General features: G+C 61.5%; 15 protein-coding genes. 6 read left to right on the top strand and 9 right to left on the bottom strand.

The window, feature by feature from the left end:
- Nucleotides 1-25: 25 nt before the first annotated feature.
- Nucleotides 26-2956 (bottom strand): trifunctional glycosyltransferase/class I SAM-dependent methyltransferase/polysaccharide deacetylase, encoded by a 2931-nt coding sequence (locus RFN30_RS18265; protein ID WP_320263483.1) that lies wholly within the window; start codon nt 2954-2956, stop codon nt 26-28.
- 113 nt (nt 2957-3069) lie between these two features.
- Complete coding sequence (locus tag RFN30_RS18260; protein ID WP_320263482.1) at nt 3070-3231, bottom strand: hypothetical protein; 162 nt, start codon at nt 3229-3231, stop codon at nt 3070-3072.
- Nucleotides 3232-3472: 241 nt separating this feature from the next.
- Here RFN30_RS18260 and RFN30_RS18255 point away from each other — a divergent pair, with 241 nt between their 5' ends.
- Entirely contained in the window at nt 3473-6772 is a 3300-nt protein-coding gene (locus RFN30_RS18255; RefSeq protein ID WP_320263481.1) for an adenylate/guanylate cyclase domain-containing protein, read from the top strand.
- 18 nt (nt 6773-6790) lie between these two features.
- On the top strand, nt 6791-7471 hold the full coding sequence (locus RFN30_RS18250; protein ID WP_320263479.1) for a redoxin domain-containing protein: 681 nt from the start codon (nt 6791-6793) through the stop codon (nt 7469-7471).
- Nucleotides 7472-7889: 418 nt separating this feature from the next.
- Here the strand turns inward: RFN30_RS18250 and RFN30_RS18245 are convergent, their stop codons facing one another.
- From RFN30_RS18245 to RFN30_RS18220, 6 genes are all read right to left on the bottom strand, one after another.
- Nucleotides 7890-9386 (bottom strand): aldehyde dehydrogenase family protein, encoded by a 1497-nt coding sequence (locus tag RFN30_RS18245; protein WP_320263478.1) that lies wholly within the window; start codon nt 9384-9386, stop codon nt 7890-7892.
- A gap of 348 nt (nt 9387-9734) precedes the next feature.
- On the bottom strand, nt 9735-11060 hold the full coding sequence (locus tag RFN30_RS18240) for an O-antigen ligase family protein (RefSeq protein ID WP_320263723.1): 1326 nt from the start codon (nt 11058-11060) through the stop codon (nt 9735-9737).
- 184 nt (nt 11061-11244) lie between these two features.
- Nucleotides 11245-13215, bottom strand: a complete 1971-nt coding sequence (gene asnB / locus RFN30_RS18235) for an asparagine synthase (glutamine-hydrolyzing) (protein ID WP_320263477.1) — start codon at nt 13213-13215, stop codon at nt 11245-11247.
- Nucleotides 13216-13293: 78 nt separating this feature from the next.
- The gene (locus tag RFN30_RS18230; protein ID WP_320263476.1) at nt 13294-14088 is read right to left on the bottom strand and encodes a class I SAM-dependent methyltransferase; all 795 of its coding nucleotides are present in this window, start codon (nt 14086-14088) and stop codon (nt 13294-13296) included.
- Nucleotides 14089-14121: 33 nt separating this feature from the next.
- Nucleotides 14122-15141: an NAD-dependent epimerase gene (locus RFN30_RS18225; protein ID WP_320263475.1), complete on the bottom strand. Its 1020-nt coding sequence runs from the start codon at nt 15139-15141 to the stop codon at nt 14122-14124.
- Nucleotides 15142-15174: 33 nt separating this feature from the next.
- Complete coding sequence (locus RFN30_RS18220) at nt 15175-16455, bottom strand: nucleotide sugar dehydrogenase (RefSeq protein WP_320263474.1); 1281 nt, start codon at nt 16453-16455, stop codon at nt 15175-15177.
- A gap of 141 nt (nt 16456-16596) precedes the next feature.
- Here RFN30_RS18220 and RFN30_RS18215 point away from each other — a divergent pair, with 141 nt between their 5' ends.
- Entirely contained in the window at nt 16597-17832 is a 1236-nt protein-coding gene (locus RFN30_RS18215) for a glycosyltransferase family 4 protein (protein WP_320263473.1), read from the top strand.
- Nucleotides 17829-18668 carry a class I SAM-dependent methyltransferase gene (locus tag RFN30_RS18210; RefSeq protein WP_320263472.1) on the top strand — a complete coding sequence of 280 codons (840 nt, stop codon included), beginning with the start codon at nt 17829-17831 and terminating at the stop codon, nt 18666-18668. The genes RFN30_RS18215 and RFN30_RS18210 overlap by 4 nt, the downstream gene beginning before the upstream one ends.
- A gap of 57 nt (nt 18669-18725) precedes the next feature.
- Here RFN30_RS18210 and RFN30_RS18205 read toward each other — a convergent pair whose 3' ends face one another.
- The gene (locus RFN30_RS18205; RefSeq protein ID WP_320263471.1) at nt 18726-20525 is read right to left on the bottom strand and encodes an ABC transporter ATP-binding protein; all 1800 of its coding nucleotides are present in this window, start codon (nt 20523-20525) and stop codon (nt 18726-18728) included.
- A 271-nt stretch (nt 20526-20796) separates the two neighbouring features.
- Here RFN30_RS18205 and RFN30_RS18200 point away from each other — a divergent pair, with 271 nt between their 5' ends.
- Together RFN30_RS18200 and RFN30_RS18195 are read left to right on the top strand one after the other, a co-directional pair.
- A complete protein-coding gene (locus RFN30_RS18200) occupies nt 20797-22083 on the top strand; it encodes a glycosyltransferase (protein WP_320263470.1) in 1287 nt (428 codons plus the stop codon).
- Nucleotides 22084-24117, top strand: coding sequence for a hypothetical protein (locus RFN30_RS18195; protein ID WP_320263469.1), 2034 nt, complete (start codon nt 22084-22086; stop codon nt 24115-24117).
- Nucleotides 24118-24224 lie beyond the last annotated feature (107 nt).

Here is a 24224-nt window from a genome sequence, read left to right as displayed (position 1 = left end):
GCCTCTGGCGTCTGATCCGGCCGCCTCATTCTAGCGCGGCCTCGAGAATGGCAACAAAGTCATCGAGCGAGCGGTCTCCGCGAATCTCGATGCGGGGAAGGTCGATGGGATCGCAATCGAGGTCCGCCGGCCCGTGCCTGCCGCCGAAGCCGATCCGATAGCCGCACTCCCTGGCCAGCCGACCAAGCCGTCGGTCGGTGACAGAGTAGGGCGCCGCGAACGCCGTGATTGGCCGACCGGTCCACCGTTCGATGAACATACGGGAGCGCAGGAGCTCGGCCGCCAAGTCAGAGCTCGACAGACCGTCGATCGCGCGATGCGTCGCCAGATGGCTTCCGAAGAACGCACCTTCGCCGGCGAGGCGTCGCACCGTCCCGGCGTCCATAAGCGGCGTCGGCGGACCGCTGACGGCGTCCCACCGTGCACTTTCACCCACCAGGTCCGTCACCAGGAATACTTCCGCGGTCAGGTCGTTCTTGCGCAAGGTCGGCCAGGCATGGTCGGCAAAGTTCTGGAAGCCGTCATCGAACGTGATGAGCACCGGGCGGCCAACGAAAGGCTGACGGTTGGCGATGAACCATTCCAGCTGCTCGGACACGACCGCATGAAAGCCGTTGGCGCGCAGCCACGCCATCTGACTGCCGAATGCGGCGGGCGTGCACCGAAACCGGGCGAGCGCGGCCGGACCATCATCGGCGACGCTGTGATACATGAGGATAGGGATACGCTGCCGCCGTTCGCTACGTGCGACGTCGCGGCGCAATGATCGCGCGCCGCCCCAGACGATTTTTCGCGCGACGCCGATTTCGATGGACGCGCGGACCGGCACATGATCAATCATCGGCTCCATCGCCGCGTCGCCTGGTGACAGGCGGCGGAAGCGGTCTATGCGATAGAGCTCGGTCTGGATCGATCGCTCGAGGACGAGGCCTTCGGTCCCTGCGAGCGTCTCCGAGATCGCTTGCGCACCGAATGTGTTCCAGTCGAAGCCGGTCCTCTCAGGGTTGTCACGCAGCACGAATGCATGTGCGCTGATGAAACTGCCGCCGGGCGCCAACGCCTCGACGAGTTTTTTAGCGATGCGCCGCAACTCGGCGAGATCATCCAGGTAGTAGAGCACTTCCGAACAGACGATCAGATCCATCTCGCCTGGCAGCGTGTCCGCCGAGAAATCCAGTACGCCGAAGTCAACATTCGGCTGATCGCTGCATCGTGCGCGCGCCCGCCCGACGGCAATGGCGGAGATGTCGGTTGCGGTCAAATGGCCCACTCGCGGCGCCAGCTGCCGCGTGAAGTGGCCCTCCGCGCAGGCCAGCTCAAGCGCCCGTCCGATGGGACCGGCAGGCAGAATTTCGAGCTGGCGCTCATATTTTTCCTGCTCATAGGGCGAACCGTAGTTCCAGGGATCCTCGGTCGCGAAATGGCGATTCCAGAACGACGTGCGATCATTGTCGTGGCCATCCGCGGCCGCTTTACGGCGCGGCGCCGCAAGAGGCCCTGTGGGTTCGGCGCTCGCCCGAACCAGCCGCTGCGCTTCCGCCGCCAATCGCGCGAGTTTGCCGAAGTGGCTGTCCCCATCAGACCGGTCTCCCGCTGTCGAAGACAATGCCTCTGCAGCAAACATGTTTGACGTATCGGCGCCGGCGCCGTTTTGTGGTGCAAGCCGCTCGGAGGGCACGAGGTTCAGGGTCAATTCAATCCAGTGACGCCTTGTCACATTCCCGAGCGCGCCGAACTGGACGCGAGCCTCGATCCGGCCATCGATCATCAGACAGGCGTAAATTTGATCGATTCCTTCCGGAAGTTCGGTCGAGGTCGGATTTCGAGCGTCGACGCGAATTCCAAGCGTCCGCCCCAGTTTGCGCGGCGCGGCAAGGTCGTCGAAGTCGAGAAGCATTTGCTCAAGGTGATACTGGGCGCGGCGACCCGCTACGGGATCGCCCCAGAGCTTGCCGAGTTCGACGATCAACTCGGCGAGGGGGCCGCCGAACCTATCCCACCTGGCAGCCAGTTGTGCTGGCACCGACAGGCTTCCTGCCATAAGGCCATCGAAGACCATCTCGGCGATCTCGCGCGCCCACTTGCGTCCTGCCGGGAGCGCGCGCAGGGACCGCGGGTCGATCGAGCGCGAGCCGCGGCCGCAATCCGACGCGGCGTTCCACAGCGCGAACCACGCGAGTGCTTCGGAAGCGCTGCGGCCGTTCGCCTCGATCGCCCCATTGGCATGAGCCGATGCCGGGTGTTTGACCCTGGGATCAGGCGAAAAGCCGCGGGCGATCACGATTTCCGCATCCGCCACCATCTGCGTCGAATTGCGGGAGAGCGAGTTGGGGCTGACCCGATAGAAAGCGAGCGGCTCGTCGACCATCACCCAACGCTTGCCTAGACGTGCGAGGCGCTGCCACAGATCCCAGTCCTCGCAGGTGCGCAGCGACGCATCGAAACCGCCCAACTCGACAATTGTCTTCCGGTCGACCAGCACCGCGTGGGTGCAAACGGCATGCTGGCGGGCGAATGTTTCGAAGGGCTGGATCGCAACCTCCGTTGAGATGCTCGACGGGGTGAGTTCGCCATCGGGCATCACGCGCCGAAAACCGCAATAGGCGGCCGCTGCATCGGGAGCGGTTTTCAGTGCGGCCAGCATTTTGGCAAGGAAGCTGGCGTCCACCCAATCGTCCGCATCCAGAAACATGAGCCAGTGGCCGCGCGCTGTCGAAATCCCGCTATTGCGCGCGCCGGCGGCGCTGTACGCGCCAGACCTCAACGTCCGAAATCGGGCATCGCGCTCCACATAACCGGCGATGATCGCGGGGGTGCGGTCCGTGGAGGCGTCGTCGACGATGATCGCCTCCCAATCCATTATTTCCTGATCGAGAAGGCAATCGAGTGCGCGCGCCAGCGTCACCTCCGCGTTGTGCGCAGGAACCACGATTGAAACCAAGGGATTATGCGCCATGCCGTCCTACCCGCGCCCGGTTCGCTCGGCATTGAACATCGGTACCGCAGCGCCGGCGGTAGCATTGTCCTGAATCATCAGCTTTCGTTTTCTTCGGCAAGAACCGGCGAATGTCAAAAACGGATGACGGCATCGGATGGCAGCACCGCTCTGTCAAGATCGAGGCGAAGTTGGAGGCAGGCAAAAGGACTTGAAGACAGGCTTGAATGGCAAGCGCTCATGCCCGGCAGCTTGGAGCTGAGGTCCATGCGCCGGGGCTTGCGATTCTCGCTCATAGGTCCGTCTCCTCATCTCCACGATAGCAGGTAGACGGAACGTAAGAGGGAACTTTCGCAAACGACGGCCACGCGACCGCTCGAATCGGCAGCGCTCCGCCACCGGACCCGCCCGATCATTCGATGCCTATATGCGCTGCCGCTTGCTGGTCGACGGCGAAGGGTTCATCCTTGTGAACACGCTGGCCGTGAACTGCGTGGCGAGATCACGCCGTCACGGCCGCAAGTGAGGTCTTGTCCTATGGACTGCTCGGGCTGCGGTTTCCAGGTTGAGAGCGGTTACGCCTTCTGTCCGAAGTGTGGCAGGCGCCAGCCCGTGCCATGCGCCAGTTGCGGCTACCCCTGCGCACCTGATTTCGAGTTCTGTCCGAAATGTGGGGCAAGCGTCGGCGCGCCCGCAAAAGCCGTCGAACGGCCTGCTCCGACACCAAGCCGGACCATTGTGCCGCCGTCTCGAACTCCGTCGCTGCTTGCGAACATCGAAAGCGAAGACGGTCTGCATCCCGTCTCTGATGCCGATCGCCGGACGGTAACGGTCCTGTTCGCCGACCTTTGCGGCTTCACGACACTCAGCGAGCAGCTCGACCCCGAGGTCATGCAGGCGCTGCAGAACGAACTGTTCAAGGAATTGACGGCGGCGGTGCGAAACTTTGGGGGTTTCGTCGACAAATTCATCGGCGATGCACTGCTCGCTCTGTTCGGTGCGCCGGTGGCGCATGAGGACGATCCGGAACGTGCGCTTCGCGCCGCTCTCGACATGATCGCCCGGACGACGCGGCTCGGCGAAAGCACCTTCCACTCCGGCTCGCCCCTGTTACTTCACGTCGGCATAAACACTGGTCCGGTCGTTACCGGGGGATTGGGCATCGGCACCGCCAAATCCTATTCGGTGACCGGCGATACAGTGAATACGGCGCAACGCCTGCAATCGCTGGCCGCACCGGGCGAGGTGCTGGTCGGCGAGCTCACTCACAGGCTGACCCGGCATGCCTTCTCTTATGAGTCGCTGGGTGATGTCGTGCTCCGCGGCAAGGCCGGCAGCGTGCTCGTCCATCGACTGGAAGGACCGCTTGCGGCGCCGCGTGCCGCGCGTGGGCTCGAGGCGCTCGGCCTCAATGCGCCGATAATAGGTCGCGGTGCGGAGCTCAATAGAATGCTGGCGAGCCTTGATCAGGCGTGCGGCGGCTCGGCGCAACTTGTCCGCCTCGTCGGAGAAGCCGGTATCGGGAAATCGCGGCTGGTGAAGGAGTTCGTCGCCCGCGTCGGCGACGAGGATCGTTTTCGCAACGTCGCCGTGCGGCAGGCCACGTGCTCACCGCTGGGCGAACAATCATATGGTGCCCTGGGCGCAATGATGCGCAGCGCTGCCGGGATGATGCAAAACGACAATGCGGACGACATGCGGGAGAAGCTCGCAGGCTTGCTCGCCGATCTCGGCCTGCAGGGCGAGGAGGCGAAGCGGCTGATGCCTTTGCTCTACCATGTACTTGGCCTTGGCGACCCCGACGCCACCTTGCAGCACGTCGAGCCCGAGCAGCTGCGGCGGCAAATTCTCTACGCAGTCCGCACAATCATCGAACGGCGGCTTGCCTTGTCGCCGCTGTTGATTGTCGTCGAAGACCTGCACTGGGCCGACGCCGTGTCGCTCGAGGCACTGCGTTTCGTAATGGACAGGTTGGAACGCACGCGATTGATGTTGCTGGTCACGCATCGTCCGGCCCCGCACAACGACCAGCTCGACTCAAGCCGGGTCAGTCACACGGCGCTCAGGCTATCGCCGCTCACCAGTGATGACGGACGCAGCCTGCTGGCCGCGCTTTTCGGCGAGGGCTGGGTAAACTCAGCAGGAGGGCTTCCCGACCAGATCCTCGAGCGCGCGGGCGGCAACCCCCTTTTTGTAGAAGAGATCGTTCGCGGCCTGATCGATCGCGGTGTACTGATGCGCGAGGGCCAGCAATGGCGGACTGCGGCAGGCGAAGTCGCAAGCGGCATTCCCGCCACGATCCAGGCAATGTTGCTTGCTCGCGTCGACCGGCTGCCCCAAGAGGTGCGCCGGTTGGCCCAGGAGGCCGCGGTTATCGGCCCGCGCTTCGATGCCACACTTCTGAAAGCCGTGACAGCCGACCCCGGCCGCCTGGAAGCCGGCTGCGAACTGCTTTGCGATGCGGAAATCATCGAGGAAGTTGCCGGATCAGGCTCGGTCTCGTCGCAAAGCTACCGCTTTACGCAAACGTTGCTGCAGGACGTGATCTACCAGAATCTGCTCCTGCAACGCAGGACCGACATCCACGGGCGGGTCGGTGCTGCCTTGGAGCAACTGTACGGCGACAAGCCGGAACGGCTCGAGGATTTGACCGTGCTCGGTCATCATTTCGCACAGAGCGCCGAGCGGGAGAGGGGCGCGCATTACCTGCAGGCGGCAGGCGATCGCGCCCGCATGATATATGCCAACGACGACGCCCTTCGTTTCTACGAGCGAGCAATGACCGCGTTGGGCGCGGTCGGTCAAACACCGCTCAAACTGGCAATTGCAGAGCGCATTGCCGATCTGAGCGGCCCGCTAGGCCGCCGCGAGATCGCGCACCAGCACTACGAGATGGTGTTGCAGGCATACCGCGAGTCGGCCGATCGCGTCGCTTCGGCGCGGGTTTTGCGCAAGATCGGTCGGCTGCTCTGGGACGTCGGCAAGCGGGACAACGCGGAATCCCGTTATGCCGAAGCGGCAGCGCTTCTCGATGGCGCGGATGCCCCGGTCGAGCAGGCGCATCTCTGGCAAGAACGTGGCCGACAGGCGTTCCGTAGCGGAGATCACGCTCTCGCGGCAAAATGGGCGGACGCGGCGCTGGATTGTGTGCGCTCTCTGACAGCGGAGCATGTCTCCGAGGTAGGGCGTGATGCCACTCTTGTGACCGCCGAGGCGCTCAATACCAAGGCTGTCGCGTTGGCTCGCCTTGGGCGAAACCACGAAGCCGTGCGTCAGATTGAGCGTAGCATCGAATTGGCCGAAGCCGCCGGTCTCCCGGGCACGGCCTGCCGCGGCTACACCAATCTCGGCGTGCTCTACACGACCATCGATCCGGCACGGGCGATGGACGTCTGTCGGCGCGGTCTTGAAGTGGCGCGCCATATTGGTGATTTGGGTTTCCAGGCGCGCCTCCTCGCCAATCTGGCGGTCGCTTGTTGTACTTTCACGGATCGCTGTCCAACGGAGGGCGTGCCTGCTGCCGAGAAGGCCATCGAGATCGACCGGGCGCTCGACCAGCGCGAGCACCTGCCGGTGCCGTTGATCGTGCTGGGGCAGATCCACCAGTGCAACGGCCGTCCAGAGCTGGCGGTTGCGTTGTTCCACGAAGCACTGGACGTAGCCCGCGAAACGGGCGAACCCCAACTGCTGTTTCCGTGCTATGATGGTCTCGCAACGCTTAATCTCGACCTCGACAATCTGGCCGAGGCCGAGCGCTACTTTTCCCTGGCGCAGGGCATATGCGCCCAGCACGGGCTCGACCCGGAAGCGCTTGTGGTGCTGCCTTTTCTCGACTAGCCGGGAGGGAGGTTGGAAATGTCCGCGCGTATTGACTTGGTACCGCTTCAACCGGGCGATCGTGCGCCAAACGTGGTACTCGACGCCATTACCCAGGAAGGCAAGATCGCGCTTGACGACTTTCGCGGACAAAAACCGGTGCTGGTCGGCCTGTTTCGAGGTCTGCATTGTGCGTTTTGCCGGCGCCATATAGCCGCCCAGGCGCGGCTTGATCCGGAGCTGCGCGAAAAGGGCGTGGGGAGCCTGACGGTGGTCAACACGCCGATCGAGCGGGCGCGCCTCTATTTCCGCTACCACCCGATGCCGAACCTGCTTGCGGCCTCCGACCCCGAACGCGCTTCACATCGTGCTTTTGGACTGCCCAATCTCGAATTCACCCAAGACGAGACGAACTGGCCGTACAAGGTCTCGATGGCAGCGGCAAAGGATATGCGGGTCGACATACCGGGCGAGTTGCCCGGTCCAATGGATCCTTTTGCGGCCAGCGAATTCCTCGACAAGAGGGACCATTACGAAGTGACCGAAGCCGACGAACAGATGATGGCAACGGGACACGGACAACTGATCGGCCAGTTCCTCCTGGACCGGCAGGGGATCGTCCGCTGGAGCTTCACGGAGGTTCCAGAGGGTGGGCGATACATGTTTCGGGCGGCAAGCCCTCAGGAGCTGATGTCAGCCGTGTCCCAGGTCGCCCAATAGAGTTGCGGGGTCGCTGCGGCAGCACCCCTTGCAACCGTTGGAATGAGGGCAGCCCTGGCAAGTCACCTGAAGGTGGCCGGAACCGCCTCATAGTCGCTTGCGATGGCAAGATCGCCGCCGATTGAAGACTCCGCCCCAGGCGGTGCTTGCGCTTTTGCGGCAGGGGGAGGTCGAGTTCCACATCGGCCCGAACTGCCGAACCTTAACGACTTCCAATTCGAGTCGATCCTGGACGATCCGTAGGGCACGCCGTAGCGACTGGTGAACTGCCACCCTTGCCCGGACTTGTGTTCGGACATGCGGCGGCCAAGATCATCGGTGACGCCGATATAGATCGTGCCCGCGCTTCTTGCTGGAGGTCACGCAGACATACGGGGCCTCTGCGTACCCGTCATCGCGGCCCGACCTTGGCCGAATATCAGTCGGTCTGGATCCAGACCGATTTCGTCTCCAGATATTCGTGCAGATGCTCGACGCCGCCCTCGCGGCCATAGCCTGACATCTTCATGCCGCCGAACGGCACGGCCGGATCGATGGCGTGGTACATGTTGACCCAGACCGAGCCCGCCTTGACGCGCCGCGCGAGCTTGTGCGCCGTGCCGAGATTGGTGGTGAAGATACCGGCCGCCAGACCGTAAGGCGTCGCGTTGGCGCGCGCGACGGCCTCATCCAGCGTGTCGAAGGGGAGAGCCGAAATAACCGGCCCGAAAATCTCCTCCCGCGCAATCGTCATCTTGTCAGACACCGCGCCGAAGACGGTCGGCGCGATGAAGTTGCCGCCGTCGTAGACCTTGCCCGTCAGCCTCGAGCCGCCGGCGATCAGCTTGGCGCCCTCGTCGCTGCCGGCCTTGATGTAGCTTTCCACCCTGCCGGCCTGCCTTGCATTGATCAGCGGCCCGATTTCGGTCTCCGCCTCGATGCCGTGGCCGATGCGCAGCTTGCCGGCGAACTCGGCGACCCGGCGCACGAACTCGTCGTGGATTTCGCGTGCCACGAACAGGCGCGAGCCGGCGATGCAGATCTGGCCGGAATGCACGAACACCGCCATGGCGGCGACAGGAACAGCCTTGTCGATATCGGCGTCGCGGCAGACGATGACCGGCGACTTGCCGCCAAGCTCCAGCGACACCCGCTTGAGATTGGTCACACCGGCCCGCGCGATGGCCTGGCCGGTCAGCGTCGAGCCGGTGAAGACGATCTTGTTGACGTCCGGATGCTCGGCCAGCCTTGCGCCGGCCTCGGCGCCGGTTCCGGTGACGATGTTGACGACGCCGTCGGGGACGCCGGCCTCCTGCATCAGCCGCGCGATAAGCAGCGGCGTCAGCGATGCCTCTTCCGACGGCTTCAGCACGATGGCGCAGCCCGTCGCCAAAGCCGGCGCGATCTTCCAGATAGAGGCGGCGGTCGGGGCGTTCCAGGGGATGATCGCGCCGACGACGCCGACCGGCTCGCGCCGGGTGAAGGTGACGATTTCGCCGGGAATGGAATTGTCGATCGCCTCGCCATGCAACGCCGTCGCCATGCCGCCATAGAAGCGCAGCATGCCGATGACCCGGCGCCGGTTGGCCAGCGTACGCGTGATCGGCAGCCCCATGTCGAGCGTGTCGGAGACGCTGAGTTCCTCCCAATGCTTCTCGAACAGATCGGCGATCCTGAGCAGCACGCATTGCCGCTCGTAAGGCGAGAATTCGGACCAGGGACCTTCGAAGGCCGCGCGCGCCGCAGCCACCGCCGCATCGATATCGACGGCCGAGCCGCGCGGCACCGTCGCCAGCACCTCTCCCGTCGCCGGGTTCAGCGCCTGCATCTCCTCACCGGATTGCGCCGCGACCCACTTGCCGCCGATGAACATCGGCCGGAATTCGCCATGGTAGAGCGTCGTGGCCTTCGCCCTAGGGTCGAAGTTCAGCGTCATCGTCTCCTCCTCGCAATTCCGAGCCGACTATTACTCCCGCTGCGGGTGACCTCAAACAAGGAAAGCTAAAAGGGCGTTCAGTTAATCGGACTGTGAGACGTGCGCATCTTCCCCGGTGGTTCCAGCAACGGAGGAACAGATATGCGACTTGCTGGCAAAGTTGCCATCGTCACCGGTGGCGGATCGGGGATTTGGCGAAGGCGCATCGTCAAAAAATTGCCTTCTAAGCGGCGCGCCTATCGCGGTCGAAATCATTTGTACATGCAGCACCATGCCGCGACTTTGGGCTGCCTGTCCGCACTTTGTCGGACAAGCTGCCCGCGTGGCTCGCTGAATATCGAACGGCAGTCATAGGGACCGGCTTTCGGTCGAGGTCCTTGTGAAGCCCAACTGGCGAACTGGACCATGGTCATAGGAGCTTTTTTCGATCGGCGGCACGGTGCGCCCGCAAGCCAGATATGTTCCAGAAATCAGGAATACCATCAGCGTTGAATCAAGAATGTCGTGGCCGACAAGGATGCCGGTCAGCCCACCAACAAGGTACACTATGACGGTGACGACGATCATCGTCGCCCCGAACCGCTCCAACGCATCGGCACTGAAACGCAGCACCCTTGTCGCGTTCCAGATCGCGACGACGAAGATCGCCGCCAGTGCAACTGCGCCTAAAAGTCCGGCCTGCACCAACGCCGTCAGAAAGCCGTTGTGAAAATGGTTGAAACCTTGGCTCAGCCCAAAGTACTTCTTGAACCCCTGCCTTGTAAGCCCTCGACTCGCGGAAATGCCGTGGCCGAAAAGCGGGGCTTCGCGAAATGCATCGAACCCTATGTCCCAGAGCCCAACACGTAGTCCGAGCGGGGTGGAATGATCGCCTTTGGTGACAAGGGCATCCCAGTCGTTAAAAAGGACATGAGTGCGATCCACGATGATCGGGGACGTAACTGCCGCTGTCAGCATGCTTGATGCTCCAACGACCACCAGCAACCGCCTTATATTCGCCCGGGCGAACCTCCGGCGATTGATCACGAGGACGGCAACAACCGCGATCAACAAGGCCACCCAAACCATGCGTGAGCCCGAAAATAGCGTTGCTACGACGCCGGCGAGGGCGGCGATGATGAGTGGTTCCCACGCTTGCTCTATCCCTGACAGAGCGCCTGCCAGGCATATCATCACGGCGAGACAGGTGACCGTCGCAAACACGATCGGATTTCCGGCTCCGCCTTCGGCCCGGAGCATGCCGATCCAGTAATATTGGACGACTGCCAGCACTAGCGCGCCCACACAGGCCGCCGCGCTGGCGAGCACGGCAATGCGTACAAGGGCCGCCTTGTCGGTGATGCTCCAGGTCGAATAAGAGATCGGAAACAACCACAAGGTGATCAGCGGCAGGAAATACGCAACGTCGGTCCGCAGCGTACCGTTGACGATCGACGCCAAAACCATCGCCAGGCAATAGGCATAAATTGCAATGGTCATGGCAACCATCGACGGGTCGATGTTCAAGCGGCGTCGCCTAGCCGCCAGCAGCACCACCGACCAGAGCGCTCCACCATGAAAAACGAAGCTCACCACCGATCCGAGCACCGGCGGCGAGAAGAAACAGACCATTGAGAAGTAGAGGTTGACCTTTTCGGCCGTCAGGTGGCGCCGGAGCGATGTAAACGGGTTCAATGCCTTGCTTTGCAATCCTTTAGGTTGCGTGCAGATCGATTCAATGATCCCCGCTTACCTTGGCCCCTCTCCGGAGCCGGTATAGCCTCTAGTTCCGGCATCCGATAGTGCGATTCTGTTGCGCTCGCCATCCGGCCGCGGCGGGCAGATAGCACAAAATGAAACCGTCTGAGCTGGCGCTTGTTCAAGCCGCGGCGGCAGCCAAGGCTCCCTCCTGCGCTTCCCGCCACGATTGGAACATCAGCACGTCCCAAAGCAGGTACTGGTTGTTGCGATGTCCGGAAAGGTGCTCGGACCAGGCGCGTCGGATCGGCTCCGGCCGGAAAAAGCCATCTTCCCGCAGCCGGCGCTCGTCCAGCAGCGCCTCCGCCCATTCGCGAAGGGCACCACGCAGCCAAGCGTCTATAGGCACACCGAAGCCCATCTTGGGACGCTCGACAAGCGCCTGCGGAACATGTCTGTAGAGCAGTTGCCTGAGCGGCCACTTGGTCTGCCCGCCGGTCCGCAGAACGGAAAGCGGCAGCGAAAGCGCGAAGCTTACAAGGCGATGGTCGAGAAGCGGCACACGGGTTTCAAGGCCGACCGCCATTGCCGCGCGGTCGACCTTTACCAGAATGTCGTCCGGCAGATAGCTCATCGTGTCGAGATACATCATCCGCTCGACGTTGCCCGGCAAATCCGGAAGGGGTTCAAGCCCCGTCAGCATGGTGGGTGGCTCAGCCGCATCGGCAACGATCTCCGTCGGCTCCCAATGCGAGCAAAGGCGACGATAAACGTCATCGACGGTTCGCAGCGAAAGCAGCGAGGCGGCTTTGTGGATCTTGTCGCCCACACGCTGGCGGCGCATGCGCCGCGGCAGGAGCGGCATGATCCCGCCTGCGACATTGTCATAGAGACCCGCCGACAGCAGCGTGGCCAAGCTTGCCGACACAAGGCGCAACCCGATCGGGATGCGGGAAAGTCTGTTCCAGAAGGCATCGGCAAGCGCGTAACGCGTGTAGCCCGAAAACAGCTCGTCTCCGCCGTCGCCCGACAGCGCGACCTTGACACTGCCTCGCGCCAACTTGGACACCAGGAACGTCGGAATCTGCGAGGAGTCCGAGAAAGGCTCGCAATAGATGCCGGGCAGCTGCGGCACGACGTCGAGCGCGTCCCGCTCGCTAAGATAAAGTTCGGTATGATCGGTGCCGAGCCGGCGCGCCACCTGCTGGGCATGGTGCGCCTCGTTGTAGCCCGCTTCGTTAAATCCGATCGTGAACGTCCGCACCGGCCGCGAGCTGATCAACTGCATGACCGCCACGATCGCGGAGGAATCGATGCCGCCCGAGAGGAAGGCGCCGAGCGGCACGTCGGCGATCATCTGCCCTTCGAGCGCCTGGCGAAGATGACGCTCGAGTTCGTCGACCGCCTCTTCGGTGCTGCCTTGAAAAGGATCACGCCGGCCCTGTTCGGCGACTTCCCTGGCGCTCCAATAGCTCTCGACGCGCGGCTCGCGCAGGGGGTCGGAAAGGACGAGAAACTCGCCGGGCCTCAGTTTGCGGATGCCCTGATAGATGCTGTAAGGCGCGGGGATGTAGTTGTGGCGCATCAACAACGCCAGCGCGTTGCGGTCGATCTCCGGGCGCCAGTTGGGAAGTGCGTTGAATGCCTTGACCTCGGAGGCGAAAGCGAACGCCTTGCCGACACGCCCGTAATACAAGGGTTTTTCACCCAGACGATCGCGCGCGAGGACAAGCGTCCTCTCCAGCCGGTCCCACAAGCCGAAAGCGAACATGCCGACGGCCAGTTCGAGGGCCTTTTTCAGACCCAGCTCTTCGATCGCAGCCAGAAAGACCTCGGTGTCGGAATGCCCGCGCCAGGCATGAAGGCCATGCTTGCGATCGAGAAGCGTGCGCATCTCGGTATGATTGTAGATTTCTCCGTTGAAGATGATGACGTAGCGACCACCATGCGAGATCATCGGCTGCGCGCCCGCCGACGACAGGTCGATGATCGCCAGTCGGCGCTGACTGAGAGCGACACCGGCCTCGGCATCGGTCCAGACGCCGTCTCCATCCGGCCCGCGATGTCGGATCATGTCGGCCATGCGGCGCACGGTGAAGGCGCCGCTACCCGTCGCGGCCGCTCCTCCTACAATGCCGACAATACCGCACATACGGCGTCACTGCTCCATGATGGCCAGCTCGGGACTTGCTCTCTATGCCGCGTGATCAGATAGAGGAAAACCAAGTATCTATAAATCGATTCGCTCGAAACACCATTCACCGCAGCCGGTGCCGAAAAGGCCAATTCCAGGCGTTACATTGAAGCGCTGCTTCGTACGAAACCCAAGTTTTTCGACGGTCGTCTCCAACTCATCGGCCGAGGTGGATTGATAGGGATATCCACCGAGCCAGTCGTCGACATCTGCCAGGAACTCCATGCCGCGGCGCGCGCGATAGTTCTTTACAAAAGAAATTGGGTCCCCGTGGCGCAACGTTCTCGCCAAAATGTAGGCGGGAACAAAGAGCGCCTTTACGGGGGCGCGCAACCACCGATGGGAGGAGTAGAGCCGTTTTTCGACGGTCCATAGTCCGCAAAGAGGCGTCTTCAGGTAGATCGCAAGGCCAAAACGTCCTCCACGGCCGACGAAACCGGCTGCGTTGCAGATCGCAGCCCACATGTCCCCGGTGTGATGCAGGACGCCCCACGAATAGACGATGTCGAACGTCCCGGACGGAAGCGATCCCTCGTCGAGAATGTCGGCTCGCTCCACGCTCCATTCGGCTTCCGGCGCGAACCGGGAGAGGACGGCTCTCGTCGTTTCGACGCAGCCGGTGTCATAGTCCAGCGCCTGGACCTTCGCCGCCCCGAGCCGGAGGGCGGCCGCCGAGTGCAAACCCGATCCGCAGCCGATATCCAGAAAGGTCTTGTCCTTCACATCGCCGACGAGGCGGTGAAGGTCTTCGCAAGCGCGGTCCAGGTGTTCCTGCTCGAAGCGCGCGGCGAGCTCGGACCAGTTGCGGCCGAAATCATAGCGCGCGTTCATGGACTTTCACCCGTCGTCCGCCGAAGCTGTCGATCATACCCGATAGAAATCCCGGTACCATTTCACGAAGCGCGGAACCCCGATCTCGATCGGAATCTTTGGTTTGAATCCGGTCGCCTCCTCGAGCGAGCTGACGTCGGCGGAAGTTGACGGAACGTCGCCCGGCTGGATCGGCATCAGGTTGCGGTTTGCCTTGCGCTCGAGCGCGTCTTCCAACACTTCGATCAGCCGGTTCAGCTGAACGGGTGAATTGCCACCAATGTTGTGGATCCTGAACGGCGCGTTGCTGGTTGCCGGATCCGGCGCGGCGCTTTTCCAATCGGGGTTGGATGTCGCGGGCTGCCGCATGACGCGGACAATACCTTCAACAATGTCGTCGATGTAAGTGAAATCCCGCTGCATGTTGCCATAGTTGAAGACGTCGATCGGCTCGCCGGCGAGGATGGCCTTGGCGAAGATGAACAGAGCCATGTCCGGCCGTCCCCAAGGACCATAGACGGTGAAGAAGCGCAGTCCTGTCGTCGGCAGTCTGAACAGATGGCTGTAGGTGTGCGCCATAAGCTCGTTGGCCTTCTTGCTTGCCGCATAGAGGCTGAGCGGATGGTCGGCTGAATCGTGGACGGAGAACGGCATTCGAGTGCTGCCGCCATAGATCGAGCTGGAAGAGGCATAGACCAGATGGCCAACCGAGGCGTGCCGGCATCCTTCGAGAATATTGAGAAAGCCGCTGAGATTGCTTTCCGCATAGGCGTGCGGATTGGTCAGCGAATAGCGCACGCCGGCTTGAGCCGCGAGATTGACGACGACCTCCGGCGCGGTTGACAGAAACAGCGCCGAAATACGGTCGCGCTCCGTGAGGTCGACATGCTCGAACCGAAAGTTCGAGAACCCGTTCAGCCGATCGAGTCGCGCCCGCTTCAGGTTGACGTCGTAGTATTCATTCATGGAGTCCAATCCGACGACCTGCCGGCCATCGGAGAGCAGTCTCTCACAGAGATGAAAACCTATGAAACCGGCCGCACCGGTGATCAGAATTGGCCTGCTTGATGTCACGGTCTATCCCCAGCGTCGATTTCGGGCTGAACCTCACAGGCTCCAATATCTTATCGTGCCAGGAATTTCATTCGGCTTGAAGGCAGACTTGATGTCGAACAGCGTTCCACCTGGCCTGATCATCTGAAAAATGCGGGACTTCCCACCCTCCAGATAATGCTTGTGAGGAACCGCCAGAACAAGCGCCTGCAGATCTTTTATTTCCTCAATCGGCAGGATTGTTTCGCCATGGTCGCGTCGAGCGGTTTCGGCATCGGCAAGCGGGTCGTGGACTTTGGGGACAATGCCGAACTGCCTCAGTTCCCTGACCATGTCGAAAACGCGGCTGTTGCGCAAATCCGGCACGTCCTCCTTGAAGGTCAGCCCGAGGATGCCGATGGAAGCTCCTTTGACGGGCATGTCCGAGCGGATCAACTGCTTGACAACCTGCTGGGCAACAAAGGCTCCCATGCCGTCATTGATGCGACGACCGGCGAGGATGATCTGCGGATGGTATCCCTCAGCCTCTGCCTTGGCGGTCAGATAGTATGGATCGACGCTGATGCAGTGGCCGCCCACGAAACCCGGCTTGAAGGGAAGGAAGTTCCATTTTGTCGACGCCGCATCGAGGACGTCCTGCGTCCGAATCTCGAGCCGCTCGAAGATCATTGCCAGTTCATTCATCAGTGCGATGTTCAGGTCGCGCTGGGTGTTCTCGATAACTTTCGCTGCCTCGGCCACCTTGATCGAGGGGGCGCGGTAGACACCGGCATCGATGATGCGGCCGTAGGTATCCGCCACGCGCTCCAGCGTGTCGGTATTCTCGCCGGAGACGACTTTGACGATCCGTTGCAGTGAGTGTTCGCGATCGCCGGGGTTGGCTCGCTCGGGCGAATAGCCAAGCGCGAAGTCGTGAGGATGCCGCAGACCTGAAATCCGCTCGATGATCGGCCCGCAGAAATCTTCCGTCACGCCTGGATAGACTGTCGATTCGAAAACGACGACCGCGCCTTTGCTTACAGCCTCGCCGACAAGTTCGGATGCCAGCTTCAGAGGAGCAAGATCGGGGGCGCGGTTGATGTCGATAGGGGTCGGCACGGCAACGATGAAGAAAGTCGCCCCTTTCAGCATCTCCCGGTCGGTCGTCAGCACGATCGAGGATTCCTTGAGCGCCGTTGCGTCGACCTCTCCCGTGCGATCGATGCCGTCGCGCAGCTCGCCGATCCGACGTTCGCTGATATCAAATGCAATCGTTCCCGGGAAAACCTTTCCAAACGCGACAGCTACCGGCAAGCCGACATAGCCTAACCCGATTACAGCAATGCGTTCGGACATCCGCAGATTTCCTCAGGTCATTTATGAGTCGAGGCGCTTGTATGGCAGGCGGTGTTTCAATTCAACGATGCGCCATTGCGAAGGGAGAAGTCTCCACTCAAAAATGGTCCGCGACCATGCTTGCACTGTAGATCCGCTCTCATGCCGATCGATGTTGTGGATAACATGCGTCAGGATTGGGTTTCGGGCGTCGAAAACCTACAAGGGGCGAATGGCCTGAAGCGATCAGCCCAAGAAATTGAACGCATGAACCGTATCGTCGTTGTCGTGAGCGAACCAAAGTCCCTTGCAACCACGCGGGGGCATTTTCTTCTGGCGCTGCGCCTTGCCGGATATGAAGTTCATGCCCTGGCCCCTTTCGACGCGACGACCGTTCGTTGGCTGACGGAAAACGGCATCCGGTTTCATCCATTGCCGATGGAGCGCGCCGCTATTGCGCCGTTCGGCGATACGCTTTTGGCCCTTCGCCTTTACAGGAAGATACGAAAACTCAAGCCTCGGATCGTGCTGGCCTGCGCGATCAAGCCAATCGTCTACGGCGTACCCGCGGCATTGCTTGCACGGGTGCCGCGCCGGCACGCACTTGTTACCGGTCTTGGCTATGCGTTCACGGACCGGCACAAATCGCTGCGCTGGAGGGCGGTCAACGCCGTGGCTCGGCTGCTTTATGCCGCCAGCCTGCGCGTGGCCACCACTGCCACCTTCCAGAACGACGACGACCGCGACGATTTCCGTCGACTGGGGCTTCTCGGGAGGACACCAGCCAACGTCGTCAACGGTTCAGGCGTCGACCTGGACCGTTTCAAGGTGGCGCCTCTATCGGAGAAGCCGCGATTTCTTATGATCGCGCGCCTGCTTCGCGACAAAGGCCTCGCCGAATATCTGGGCGCGGCGAGATTGGTGAAGGCGGTCCGGCCGGAGGCTCGTTTCGACCTGGTCGGCGACACAGATCCCAATCCCGCGGGATTTCCGGTTTCGGAGGTTGAAGCAGCCGTCGCGGACGGAACGATAAGTTATCACGGGGCCGTCGAAGACGTTCGCGGGGTGATTGCCGATTCGCGTGTTTACGTGCTCCCTTCCTATCGTGAGGGCACGTCGCGCTCGGTTCTGGAGGCGATGGCGATGGGACGCCCCGTGATCACGACGGATGCGCCGGGTTGCCGCGCGCCGATCGTGCCGGGGGTGAACGGCCTGCTGGTGCCGGTCGGCGCCACGGCCCCCTTGGCGGAAGCTATGATCCGCCTGATCGACAATCCGGATGAGGCCGACAGCATGGCCAAGAACAGTCGAACGATCGCTGAACAGCGCTATGATATTCAAAAGGTGACCGCTCATATGATGGAAATCATCGAAGCAGGGCGACAGGCCGCAGAATGACGTTTACAGAGAATTCGTTGTCGGAACGATACGAGTTCGGAGCCAATTGGGCTGCGTTTATCGACAGGCATTACTCGCCTGAACGCCGGCGGACGTCGGCCGACAAGCTTTTGTCCTTCTTAGGCAAAGAGAGCCTTGAAGGTATCGATTTTCTCGATATCGGCAGCGGCAGCGGATTGCACTCGCTTGCCGCCTTCGATGCAAAAGCCAAGCGGATACATTCCTTCGACTTTGATCCGCTTTCGGTCAGGACAACCGCAAAGCTGCGCCAATTGGCGGGCGACCCGCCGAACTGGATCGTGGAGAGAGGCGACGTGCTCGACGTCGATTATCTCCAGAGGCTGGGCACTTGGAGCCTGGTCTATTCGTGGGGCGTGCTCCACCACACCGGCGCCATGTGGCAGGCGATCGAAAATGCGGCGCACAAGGTGGCGCCCGGCGGGCTCTTCTTCATTGCCCTCTATTCGTCGAATGTCGTCAAGCCGTCCGCGGAATTCTGGCTGGATGTGAAGCGTCGGTACAATGCCGCCGGTCCAAGCAAGAGACGCTGGATGGAATATTGGTACATCTGGCGCTTCGGGCTTGGCCGCAATCCCCGTTATCTGCCTCAATTGCTGAGGCAGATTTACCAAAAGAAGAAAGGTCGGGGTATGAGCTACATGACCGACGTCCGCGACTGGCTGGGCGGCTGGCCGATGGAGTTCGCCGACGATCAGGCCGTGGTCGATTTCCTGAAGGAACGGTTCGATTTCGAGCTCGTCAGGATGTCCACGGGTGAAGCATGCACGGAATTTCTCTTCCAAAGCCCGAATAACCCGCCATCCAGCCGGAACTAGAGCAATTCTAGTACACGTCCAAATGTCAGCGAGCGACGCGCAACTATTCGACGTGCCTTAGGCGATCTGACCACCGGTTCTCGTCCAGATATGTGGTCGGCCGCTTTCGAGGGTTACGATCTCGTCACAATTTTCGACTGTCGTGAGACGATGAGCGATGATCAGCACCGTCAGATCGGCGGGCAGTTCTTCGATCGCTTCCATGACCGCTGTCTCGGTTTCCATGTCGAGAGCGCTCGTCGCTTCGTCGAAGACGAGCACGCTCGCCTGTTTGTACAATGCCCGGGCGATGCCGATTCGCTGGCGCTGGCCGCCTGACAGACGGACGCCACGCTCGCCGACCCGGGTCTCATAGCCCTGCGGCAGGCTTTCGATGAAGTCCGCCACGGCAGCCTGCTGGGCCGCATTGCGCACGCGCGCATGATCGATCGTGGCCGGGTCAATGCCGAAGGCAATATTGTCGGCGATAGAGGCGTCGGCCAAAAAGATGCTTTGTGGCACATGCGCGATCTGTCTTTGCCAGGCGCGCCGCGTCGTGCCGTCCAGCCTCTGCCCGTCGATCTCGATCGCCCCGCTGGTCGGTTCGAGCAAACCCATTATCAGATCGACCGTCGTGCTCTTGCCGCTGCCTGTCTTGCCGATGAACCCCACCTTGCTCCCCTTCGAGATCGCAAGATTGAACCGCTCGAGTATGGGCGGCTGATCGGAAGCGTAACTGAAAGACACATCCTTGAGCACGATTGCTCGATCGAAGGGCAGCCGCCTGGCCGGTGGCTGGTTCCATTCTGGACCAACCGGTGCCTCGAGCGCCTGGAGCACGACCTCGGCGCCCGCAAGATTGCTCAGGATGAGCGCCCAGTTGCCGTATACAAGCTGCATGGACGGAAGCAGACGCTGCGCTCCAAGAACGAATGTTCCCAGCATCGGAAGCACTTGGCCGGCATTGTTGGACCGGGTGATCAGGAAATAGGCGAGCGCCGCGATGATCACCATGCCCGCGGCTTCGATCGCGAAACGCGGAGCGCCTGCCCCGAGCGCGTTCGCGGCGTTCGCACGCTGGAAGTGCTTGTCGAGTTCGCTGTAGCGCGAGAGAAAATAGGATTGGGTGTCGTTGATGATGACGTCGCGGATGCCGCCCAGTCCCTCTTGCACCGAACGGATGCCTTCCGCCTGCACGCTGGCAATGATGCGCGCATTTCTCTTGAGATGCTTGCGGATGACAAGCGACATCGCGAGGTAGACTGCCCCAAAGCCTGCGAAGATGACGAAGGTGATGAAGGAACTTAGAACGAAAAGAGCGACGATGATGAAGACGCCGATGATTACGCCGCTGATTGATTGCAACAGGGGCAGCATCACGCCTGCGGCAATCGCCTGGACCTGCCGAAGTGCGGCCAGCACGGAACTGGAATTGCGCGAAACGTGGTAGCTATAGGGCTGGTGGAGCACCCGGTCGTAGACCTTCACCCCCAATTCATGTCCCAGCGAGAAAACGTAGGAATTCGTAGCCCAGGTGAGGGCTATGCGCACGGCTCCGGCTATGATTGCGACCACCGAAAACAGAACCGTCAAACCGAGAAGGCTGTCGGAAGAGCCGGCCAGCCTAAAACCGGCGAGCTGGCGCGCAAGGAACGACTGGCCACCGATCGCTTCGGGATTGGCGATGCGCGCAAGGAACGGCAGCAAGGCACCAAGCGTGGCGGCTTCGGCGAGCGCGCCGAACATCATCAGGACCAAAAGGCCGAGGAGTTGCCGTTGCCGGCGCTTCGACACCTGCCGCCACAAGCGTCGAAGCATGTCGAGGGTGTTGTCGGAGGTTCGTTTTCCGTTCAATGCCAAGTCGATGTCCGTATCCAATGGATTTCCAATGCGCATGTTCAATGCCCGACGACAAGCCGCAACTGGCGTCGAGCTTGAGATTATTTGCAAGCATGCCGATAGAACGGCGGGAACGACAAGCAATGTACTACGTCGCAGCCACAAAAAAGCGATCGCGCTGAAGCCCTGTCAATTCCGGCTGGTACGATTGCCTGTCCACCATGGACCGCTGGCCAGCAAAGCCCCGTGCTTGCGTGGGGCCAACGCCTGTGGCAAGCGGTGACTGAGCAAGAAATAGGCGGCGAAACGAATGACGCTGCAAGAAGAAGTTCCGATGATTGGTGCTGAAGAACAGGGGTACGTTGCCGTGCCCCCAAAAGCGTTCGCCAGAAAACGCCGCCGCGGTGTGCTCTTTATCATAGGGACGCTCGATCTCGGCGGCACGGAGAGCCAGCTTGTACTGCTTGCCAAGGAATTGAAGGCGCGAGGCTGGAAGGTTGAAGTCTTTGCGCTTTCGCAGGGCGGTGTTCTGGCGGAGACACTGAATCGCGCCGGAATTCGGGTACTGTACGGGCTTCATCGGCCGAATCTCTCGCCCGCACCGCCGGCATCGGCTAACGGGCTTGTCAAGTCGAGCGTTGCCTTGAAGACGCGTCCAAGCGTGAAGGCGATGCTGGTTCTCGGCGCCGCCGTCGCTTCGCTTGTCATCCGTATTGTTTTAACCCGGCCGCACGTAGTTCAGGCTTTCCTACCTCTAACCAACTTCTTGGGCGCCTTGGCAGGCCGGATCGCGCTTGCACCGCTAGTCATCACCTCGCGGCGAGCCCTTGGTAACCATCAGGAGCGATGGCCTCGGGCGAAACGGATGGATCGGATCGCCAACCGACTTTCGCATGTAGTCATCGCGAACTCCCACGCGGTGGCGGTCGACACAGCGGCCCGCGACAAATATGACATCGACAGTATAAAGGTGATCCCGAACGGTCTCGATCTCAGCCGTTTCGATGATATCAGCCACCGTCGGGACGAAGCCCGGCGCCGACTGGGTCTCGGTCCTGGCGAAGTCGGCATCGTCATAGTCGCCAATCTGATCCCCTACAAAGGGCACAGCGATCTAATCGAAGCTTTCGCCCGTGCAAGCGAGAAGCTACCGAATCTAAGGCTATTCATGGCTGGACAGGATCGGGGCATCGGACCGGCCCTGGCGGAGCAAGCCAAGCGGCTCGGTGTCGAATCGAAAGTGCAGGCGCTGGGAACGCAGAACGATGTTCCCGGTTTGCTGGCCGGCATGGATGTCGGCGTGATCGCTTCCCATGAAGAGGGCTTCTGCAATGCGTTGATGGAAAAGCTCGCGGCAGGCCTTCCTGTCGTCGCCACCAATGTCGGCGGAAATCCGGAAGCCGTCTCCGGCATGCCGGGCTGTATATTGGTGGATCCCCGTGAGCCGGCTGATCTCGCGCGTGGGCTTCTAACCGTCATTGACCGATTGCCGGAGCAAGCAAGCGACCGGGAATTTAGGCAACGGACAATGCGGGAGCGCTATTCGACGGGGGCTATGGTCGATGCCTATGAACGCCTTTATCTCGCGGACGATTGAATGAGCGGGATTGCTCATTCAGAACGCTCGGCGAATTCAGCGCACTCGCTGCGTGCGATCCTGACGAACGTCTCCGCCTGGCTTTGCGCGTTCACCGTCGTCATCTATCAGTCCTGGTTCATGCCATACTTTCTGCCGTTCTTTACCGGGCGGGACGAGTTCGCGAGGCTGGTTTTTCATGCGCTCTACGGCGGCATCCTGATTGTTGCGATCGCCGTTCTTGCGGCGCGCCGGGATGTGCTTAGCGCTATCCTCCCGCTGGCGATCTCCGCTGCCATGGCGGTCGCCCCGGTTGCGCTCCATCCGGTCGGGATCGTCGCCGAGTGCTATCTTATCACCCTTTTTCTAGGTGGCGCAGCGATTGTCTTCATGCTTGCCTCCACGCCTGCGACGGTGTTGCGCATATCCGCATCGGTGACAGCGTTCAGTGCGGTGGCGTGCTTCCTCGACCTTTTGTTCGCCAACGGCTTCACCAATACCCCTGGCCGGGCTGCCGGATTGGCGATCAATCCCAATGTCGCGGCGGCTGGCCTTCTGCTCGGGGCTGCGGCGAGCTACCGCGCCGTCTCGCAAAAATGGCGTGCAAGCTTCCTCACCCTTGTAGGCGCGGCGCTTCTTGCCACACTGTCCCGCTCGACCCTTCTTGCCGCCTTCGGCACCGTGGCCGTGCCGGTCGTCATTCGCATTTGGCAGCAGTTCCGCAGTGGCCGTCGTTTTCAGACCGATCTCAACGGCTGGGGCCGAGCGACCGTCGTCGCATTTGTGCTGTTGGGTGCCATCGGCATCGCGCTGGCGACAAATGCGTATTTTCGCGTAGCCATGGATGAATCCTTTGCTGGCGTATTGTCGGTTGGCAGGGCGCTCGACGAGGCATCGGAGGCTATCGATGCATCTCGCGATCGATATCCCCCTGACACTGCAGTTCCGGTTGCGCCGTCGCCTGCGGAGACTTCGGCAAATCAACCGGCTTCGGAAGGTTGGCCCGCGGGCATTGAGCCGCCGCCGGCAAGATCTGCGATCAGTTCAACGCCTCCTCCTGAGACCGACAAGCCCGCGGACAGCGCTGCGCCATCTTCTGTGCAGTCCGACACTCCGCCTTCGTCAGCGGCCAGCCAATCCAACGTTGCCAAGATGCGGGCGCTCGGCGAGCGTCTGGCGGATGAGGGCACGAGAAATTCGATCTCGGCAAGAGCTCTCTTTCTTGAGCGCGGCCTGCTCGCCTATCGCGAAGGCGGCTTCTTTGGTCGGGGACTTGAAGAGGCGCAAGCCCTCGCGCCCCACAACACATTCCTTCTCTTCGCAATCGCCTTCGGTCATCTCGGCTGGTTGATCCCGATCGGCCTCGTCGGCTTCGCTTTCTGCTTCGCCCGCAACGCCGGCGATCTTGCCCTTGGTATAGCACTCGTGGGGGTCATGCTGACGTCTCATGACATCTTGCTTACACCCAGCCTCCTTCTTCCGGTCACCCTGGGAATTGGCGGTATGCTCGCCGGGCGGAGGGTGCCTGCTCCAAAGTCGTCGCCGGCGAGGAACGGGGAGTCCTGGAGCTTTGTTTTCGGAACAGCCACAGGCGTCGTGGCATTTGTTGCCGGCTGCGTTGCGGTACTGCTCGTCACACCGCTGCTGGCCAGCGGGCGGCTGCAGAACGAGACCATGGTCACGGCGCGCGGCGGATACGAGACGCCGCTTCCGCGGTCACAGTTTCCGGGCCTTTTCCAATTTGACAACCTTGCCGCCAGTTCCTCGTCGCAGGCATCCTATCTGCGCGAGGACAGGACACCGCTCCAGCGGGTCGACTGGTCCTCGCATGCACGGCCCGCCGTCCGGCAGGGCGAGTTTACTTTTCGCCGGCGAGAGGCGGTGCTGTTCGCGGCCACGGATTCGAGCGATCCTCGCAACAATGGGCGAACCTACGAGGTAGCCGTTCCACTTTCGGTCAGTGCACTCTGTTTCATTCTTCTAGGCACAATCATCGTGTGGTCGATTGCGACGGTGGTTTCGATTCGTGGGTCGCACCGGGTGGATGGTTTGTAGGACGACCTTGCGTCCAGATCCATTGCGTCATCCAAGCGCTGACACCCAAGGTGCGCGACAAATCACTCGACGTCTTTATGATTTTTGGGCAAAGATCGAGAAGTGTG

This window comes from Mesorhizobium dulcispinae, assembly GCF_033977345.1.
GTDB lineage: Bacteria > Pseudomonadota > Alphaproteobacteria > Rhizobiales > Rhizobiaceae > Mesorhizobium > Mesorhizobium dulcispinae.
This window is presented reverse-complemented; position numbering and strand designations above follow the sequence as displayed.